This window comes from Phascolarctobacterium succinatutens YIT 12067 (assembly GCF_000188175.1).
In the GTDB taxonomy this organism is placed as follows: Bacteria; Bacillota; Negativicutes; order Acidaminococcales; family Acidaminococcaceae; genus Phascolarctobacterium_A; species Phascolarctobacterium_A succinatutens.
Genome location: NZ_GL830857.1, coordinates 65,639 through 72,581 on the forward strand (window position 1 = coordinate 65,639; position 6,943 = coordinate 72,581).

Here is a 6,943-nt window from a genome sequence, read left to right on the forward strand (position 1 = left end):
CTTTTCAAAAACAAAAAAGCTCTCAGATTTCTCTTAGAGCCGATTGCCATAGTTGGCGGAGCGGGTTGGGGTGGCAAACCCTGTGCGGGGTAAACCGCTGTAACATTTCGCAAGGAACAATTTTACAAAACAAAAAAGCTCCCGGATTTCTCCGAGAGCCGATTGCCATAATTGGCGGAGTAAGTATAAGAATTGAAGTTATTTGTTCTTCACTCCAACCTGCTTGCCTTCGCTTAAAGCCAACGGTTTCTGACCTGACAAAAGCGTTTGCTGTTTTTGCTGTATTTCCTTTAAGCTTGTCTCTCCACCTTGACTAAGCTCTAACGTTTGCTTCTGTACGCTCGCCAGCAGTTCCTTAGTCAGCATACCTGTTTGTTCTATAATGCTATTTTTACTTTTGATAAAGCCATTAATAACCTGTTGCTGACGTATCGCAATATTGTCCAACTGCTTCATGTAATACTCACTCTGCAATCTCATATCGTCTTCAATACGCTTTTGATACAGCTTATGCGCAGGTGAATCAATCTCATATTTTCCCAAGATTTCTAATAACGCTGGGAGTTTTTCCATATTGTACTCATCGTTATCTGCTTTTACTTTATCACCCAACTCATCATAAAATTTTTCAATATCCTTGACAATAGGCAATGAGCCTTTTTCGATAATTTCCATACGTGTTTCTGCAATTTCGGTCAGCTTGGACTGCATTCTGATGATCATCTCTGCTGTCGCAGCAAATCCCTTCACCTTGGCCTGCACAAGTGCTTCTTCACAATCGTAATGCGCCTGCAAAAACTCCATCTGCGCCTTATGCATAAGCTCCTGACGTTCGCGCTCCATGGTAGCTAATCTAATCTTTGTGTTCTGCTCAATCTCAGCTATCCTTACCTTATCCGGCTCATATACTGTTGAGCTTGTCGAGCGACTACCACCACTACTGGAACTGCCACCAAACAATCCTTTAAACCAGCCACCTATTTTACCAAAAATGCTCATATCATCAACCCCCTTATTTTGCAATAACCGTTCTACCTGATGGCTTCTAAACCTGCCCAAGGTACAAACATTGGCAAAGTGCTCACAATTATTAAAAATTACATTATAATCGCCATCACCAATGCAGCTACGTGCATAAGCAACTATCTGGTCCGGTGCATACAGGTCCTGAAATTCTTCATCAGTATATTCTTTTACCTCCAGCTCCCCGCCTTTGAGGAAAAAATTTAAATCTGAACTGATAACCCTGTTTTTCGATGAATCCATAATGCTATCATCATCTGTACCGGTAAAATGAATTACTTCATTGTATGAAACATAGATACCATGATGCGTATAAATACCATGCATACGTTTTACGCGTATATGGTCACCCATTACAGGATTCTTCTGCACCCAAATTTCTTCAGTAAATACTGCATCAGTTATCGGCAGCTGCGGAACAACGCTTTCCATAAACCATTACTTCCTTTGCTACTTAGCCAGATCCTTACGCATTTTGAAAATCAAAGAATTGTACGCCTTTTCACGCCTTGACTTTTCTTCACTATATGCTTTAGCATCTGCAAGGTAAATATCATAATTCTTTTGTTTCAAAGCAGCAAACTCATCTAAGATGGTGTGTGATATTTTTTGTAAATCATTATTGGCAACAAACTTTAAAACTTCGTCAATTTGAATATCCAGCAGGCTATTTGCCCAATTCAAGATCCAGACTCTGTCTTCTGCATTCTTACAGTTGAAGATAATATCCTGCAGCTCTGACTGAAGCATCGCTACAAATTTGTAAAGACTGCTTTCTGTTTCAAACTTCTCCTGTAAATTGCCACCAGCCTGAAAAGCAAATTTCTGATAAATTCCTTTGCGTTCTTCCTTGTAAAATTTATCAATCTGCTTTTTATAATCATCTAAAATATGAATAAGCTGTTCCGGGACAGATGTCTTGACTTCTTTATTCGTCGGCATGGAACCGCGCAAGCCACGTTCAATAACTGGCTGCATTTTTAATTCAATCACATATCTTAACTGTTGCCAATCCTGATACCAGGCAGACCATATTTCTTCTTCAATTCCATCATCTTCGCAGTCATGCTTCATATCCTCTTTATAGGTTGTTTTGAACACTCTATAGCCTTCAGTCCAATTCTCCCAGATATTAATAGCATTCATGACGAAGGTATGGTTTGCCTCAAAATATTCAATCTTGCGCAAAGCATTTTTGATGATTTTGGCAGTATTCTCCGCTAAGAAAGCAAAGCTTGCTCTCTTTTCCTGCTCCAGCTCTGCCAATTCACGAAGAGAATTTTCACCTTCATCAATTTCATCAATTCTGTATTCCAAAGCATCTGCCTGCTTCTTCACAGCCAAAATCTTTGTTTTAACGCTGTTCATTCCCAAAGAAAAGTTTTTTTGGAAGAAGTGTTGTCTATCACACAGCAAGGTGTTTTCTGCTTCTGTAAGGTTAGAATTAGCTTCATATTTTTTTGAAAGCTTAAGACTGATTAAATTGAAATCCTTGATTACCGACGCCTTTTGTTCTTCGTAATAATCTACTTTTTCCATGAGTTCCCTGCACCACTGCTGCACGGCCTGATAATACTTGATGAGAGAAGCATCAATAGCCTTGAGATCATATTTGGACAACAATGCTGTGTAATCAAAATCAGATGAAAGCAATGTGACCTTCTGCAGCCCCTTAATTTGCGTTTGCAGTTCTTGTAATTGCGCTAAAAGCTCGGGCTTTTCAAAGTATATTTGCTTATAAAGCTCCGTAATTGCTTCATCATTAAAAACAGGTAATAATTCATTTTGGGTGAACAGGTCTAAAGTAAATTGAAGGCGTTCTTTTTCTGTATAAACAGGATTTCCCGGTTTAACTTTTTCTTGATAATCCGAGTTTTGAATCAAATAATCAGAGCAGGGGAATAATGCTCCTTTATTTGTATCAGACCAACCAGTTGTAGCTCCACAATCATCCAAACTTTTTCCTGCTATACCTCCATTATATTCGCAAAGCCAATATCTCAAACCAAATAACCTACGTCCATTACTATTATCTCGATAAAAAGGTATCGTTCTATCCTCTACTGCTTGCCAAAGCTCATAACAAGTAGGCAATCTAAAGCCATCCATACCGAATGAATAATCAGCAATTAGATTATCAACCTCACTTGAATGATACCAATTCCCTTTAGCTTCTTCGGCATAAGTAAATGTATATAAGTTAGCCCAAATCAATCCTGAATTTTTATCAAAAAGAATGTTAGGTTTGTTTTTGATAAAATACCATCTCTGGTTCTTGATGGCCTCAAGAATTTTTTCGAAACCCGTTCCTGATAATTCTAATATCTCTGCATTTATATTTGCTAAATTCCCATCTAATACTGCTAATTTCGCAGCTATTTCCTGCCTTTGCGCAGAGTACTGTGCTTGCTCCAAATTTAATTTCTGTACTCTCTTGGCATTATTCTCATTTTCTATACCCTCACAGGATGCTTCTATTGCACGAATCTTTTTTAACAAGCCTTCTCTTTGCGCTGTTAATGATGCCAAATTACTCATAAAATTTTACCTCCTGATTTTTTACTAAACTCTTTTACAGAATACATATTTTGCGCTATTTTTATCAAGTTAAATCAAAAAAAGCCAACCGCCAATATGTGTCTCCTCAAGAAGCCCGCTCCACGCAGGTACATTCTTCAGCAAAACTCATAGCCAACGATTGACTTTTACATAAACCTTCCAACTCACGGAAACCAGCCCCTTAATTTGTATTTAGCTGCATAAGGCTAAATCTGCTAAGCATTTTCGGTTAACTAATTTAATTATAACCTTTAATATTTTGTTCCGGCATAATTAGCGCCACCTTATTGCAACTGAGGTAAATTCCTACTACTTATTATAGCATATTATCAATATAATAAAAACGAGAAATGCCGCACAAATTAACATAAGTGTATTTCGTGCGGCACTTCTTATAAACCTACAACAATTTAATGCTTCTTTAATCCTAGCAGTTTTATCCGCCTTATTTCAGCAGTGCTGCTTTTGAATTTGCAACTGCCTTACTCAGCAGGGCAACCTTTTTGTCTATTTCCTTTTGGACACGCTCTTTGTAATCCTTTAAGGCCGCATCAATGGTATCGATAACCTGGGAATCGTAATCCACATAATTAATGGCGTCCTTCAAATCTCCCATATATTCTTCGCAAGCCTTATTTACATCTTTATAGCAGTATTTATCTTCATATTTATCATTACCGAAGAAACTCGTACCTGCATATACTTCTGTATCATCTGTATCCATATAATCCCTATAATCACTACGGGAAGTATAATTGCAGCCATTAAACTCTCTCATTACATCACTGCAGCCGCGGTCTTCAAACTCTTTGAGCCTTGCATTGATGATATCAACAAGCGTAGAATTCTTACTGCCGCCGGGGAAAACCTCAAATTCTTTAAAGTCTGCTGGCAGCATAATTCCGCCTGCAGCTGCCGCTCCGGCAAATTCCTGCAGCACATCTGCATATTGCTTGTTAATCTGCCCCCAGAAGCCACTTTCATCAAAGGTATAAAATCTTCTCAGCTTATCTTCCTTGTATTGCACAAAAACCTCAAGAATGAATTTCTTATACTGTGAATAGCAGATACGGTCAAATTCACTTTCCGCAGCACTCATAGCTCTGCTTTCGCTGGAATAATCATAACGATATTCTCCCTGCGGATAGGAACAAGTCATACGGTAATCCTGTGCGTGCATCTCAACATCTTTTCGGGTAACATTCGGAACAGTAATCTTGGCTAAAGCGTTTTGCAGTTTTTCCGGCAGCTTGCTTAAGTCTGCGCCTGCGCCTTCCGCTATGCTTAAAGCTTGCACAGGGCAACCGGCAACAATTTCTTCAGCCTTCGCTAAAAAATCATCACTAAAATAGCCACCATTTACAGGCACAGCCTTGCCTTCTGCATCTTCCTGCAAAAGTTTTGTTTCTAATAAGCAGTTGCCACAAGCAATGCATTTTTCACTAACCACAAACTTTTTCATATTGATTCCTCCAAATCATAATTTTTTTATATCCTGCATACACTGACTGCCAATTGCCACCGCTTCCTTTGTTTCTTGCGTAACCTTTCCTTCGTCCGTAAGTACAGGAGCATCAATAATTTTTTTCAGTGTAACCGCCAGATTTATACAGCTGCAAAAGGCCTTGCGGTCGTTTTCTGTATAAGCAGCTCTATCCATGCCCTTAGCAGCAATAAGTTCATCTGAATATGTAATAGCTTGCATAAACAACCTGTTTAACCTCGGCAATAAATCAGACACCTTATTGCAAGAAGCTATCACACCGTCTAAAACAGCAGCTAAATTTTCAGCCTGACTATAGACAACACGCGAACTGCGCAGCTGCGCGCCAGCCATTTGCAGCTCCCTTTCAGAATCATTGATAAACGCATTGCCTAAGCCAAATACGCCGAAGCCCTTTAAGATACTGACAGCAATTTCTTTATCTGTCATTGGTCTTACTGCTGTCTGCGCTACTGCATGGATAATCTGTATTTCTTCTGTGCTAAAGCTCTGCTGATTTAAAACTGCAAGCATCTTGTCATCACGAAAGTCAATTTTCATGAGCTTGCTATACACATCAACAAAATTCTGCATTGAAGTAATTAATATCGAACGCTTACGGTTGGAAAGCTTCTTCATAGCATCATCCGCTGCCTGCTTCTTGGCTTCCACAAGCCTGTGAGCTTCTTGCTCCATCGCAAAAGCTTTAGCATAACGCTTTTTTGTCCTGCTATCTATCTGCATTGATTTCTCAGCACCATAAAAGCTACTGCCTAAAGCTGCTGCCCCAAGTATAAGTCCGATCATATCATCTTACCCCCTTCATAATGTCAGCACTGCATCTTTATCATCAAAAAAATTGTTAAACTCTTCCAGCGACTGAAAAGCACATTTTTGCTTAAATACCGCCAGAATATCATTCAGTCCTTGGGTAATCGCTTTATCATCTACTGCGTAAACGCCCTGCATAACATGCTCAAAACCACCATCAAAAACCGCCGTCATATATGCATCTCTTGCTTTATTGTATTCATCAATCCGCTGCTTTTGCTGCGCCAGACTTTGCAATGCAGTATTAATAATATGCTTAAATTCCGCCTGCCGTTTTTTATCCAACCTGCGTTCCATCTGATATTTAGTGACCGCTCTGGTTATTTCTCCCACAACCAGGGAAGTAACCACTGCCGCTACCGGTCCGCCCAAGGCAAAAGCCATGTTCGCTGCCAATACACCTGCAGTGCCGCAAACAATTTGTGCAGAGCATTCTTCGCCGCTGATATTGCCATCTAAATAGTTCGCAACAATGCCACCTATTTCTACAGCCATCGTCAGCTGCATAATCGGCAAATTTTTTCCTGCCAGCTTAGCAAAATCCTTTGCCCCGGCCTTTTTCGCTACTGCGACAACACCATCCTGTACTACCGAAATACCGGCAGCACTGCCAAAGCTCCATACAGTATCCTTCCCAACATTTTTTACAGCCTGCTTAATGTCCTGTTCACCTTTCACCAAGCCCACAAGATTAGTCAAGCCGGAAACAGCTACAGTTACAAAGGCTGCTTCCCTGCCGGCAGAAGCAGCCTTCTTTACCGATGGCGCAACTGCATCCAACTTAGAACTGATAACTTTGCTGTTTTTTATTTCATTAACCGTATTTTCTATTTTATACTTAGTCGCCTGTGTCCGTATATGCGCCTCTGCCTTCACTTCTTCTTTCAGCATATTAACGCTCGTCACAGCATCCGGGCAGTCAACAGCTTTTTTATTTGTCTTGAAGATTTTCTTGCCAAATAAAGTCTCTGATACATCATTAATTTGCGCAGCGCCTGCTTCAGTATATTTTTTTGCTCAAACTTCGCAGGTGCTGAGCACCCGTAA

The 6,943-nt window shown here is 39.9% G+C and carries 5 protein-coding genes; all 5 read right to left on the reverse strand.

What is annotated here, in order from left to right:
* Positions 1-198: 198 nt before the first annotated feature.
* The gene (locus tag HMPREF9443_RS10275) at positions 199-1,455 is read right to left on the reverse strand and encodes a lecithin retinol acyltransferase family protein (RefSeq protein ID WP_009144851.1); all 1,257 of its coding nucleotides are present in this window, start codon (positions 1,453-1,455) and stop codon (positions 199-201) included.
* A gap of 18 nt (positions 1,456-1,473) precedes the next feature.
* Complete coding sequence (locus HMPREF9443_RS02125) at positions 1,474-3,561, reverse strand: hypothetical protein (protein WP_009144852.1); 2,088 nt, start codon at positions 3,559-3,561, stop codon at positions 1,474-1,476.
* Positions 3,562-4,027: 466 nt separating this feature from the next.
* Positions 4,028-5,044 carry a ferredoxin gene (locus tag HMPREF9443_RS02130; protein WP_009144853.1) on the reverse strand — a complete coding sequence of 339 codons (1,017 nt, stop codon included), beginning with the start codon at positions 5,042-5,044 and terminating at the stop codon, positions 4,028-4,030.
* A 15-nt stretch (positions 5,045-5,059) separates the two neighbouring features.
* Positions 5,060-5,872, reverse strand: coding sequence for a hypothetical protein (locus HMPREF9443_RS02135; protein WP_009144854.1), 813 nt, complete (start codon positions 5,870-5,872; stop codon positions 5,060-5,062).
* Positions 5,873-5,887: 15 nt separating this feature from the next.
* Positions 5,888-6,802 (reverse strand): hypothetical protein, encoded by a 915-nt coding sequence (locus HMPREF9443_RS02140; protein WP_230197134.1) that lies wholly within the window; start codon positions 6,800-6,802, stop codon positions 5,888-5,890.
* Positions 6,803-6,943: the final 141 nt, after the last annotated feature.

What these genes read in the sequence shown, in the direction of transcription:
- HMPREF9443_RS02125 (WP_009144852.1), bottom strand. Translation starts at nt 3,561, where the DNA reads ATGAGTAATTTGGCATCATTAACAGCGCAAAGAGAAGGCTTGTTAAAA.
- HMPREF9443_RS02135 (WP_009144854.1), bottom strand. Translation starts at nt 5,872, where the DNA reads ATGATCGGACTTATACTTGGGGCAGCAGCTTTAGGCAGTAGCTTTTAT.
- HMPREF9443_RS10275 (WP_009144851.1), bottom strand. Translation starts at nt 1,455, where the DNA reads ATGGAAAGCGTTGTTCCGCAGCTGCCGATAACTGATGCAGTATTTACT.
- HMPREF9443_RS02130 (WP_009144853.1), bottom strand. Translation starts at nt 5,044, where the DNA reads ATGAAAAAGTTTGTGGTTAGTGAAAAATGCATTGCTTGTGGCAACTGC.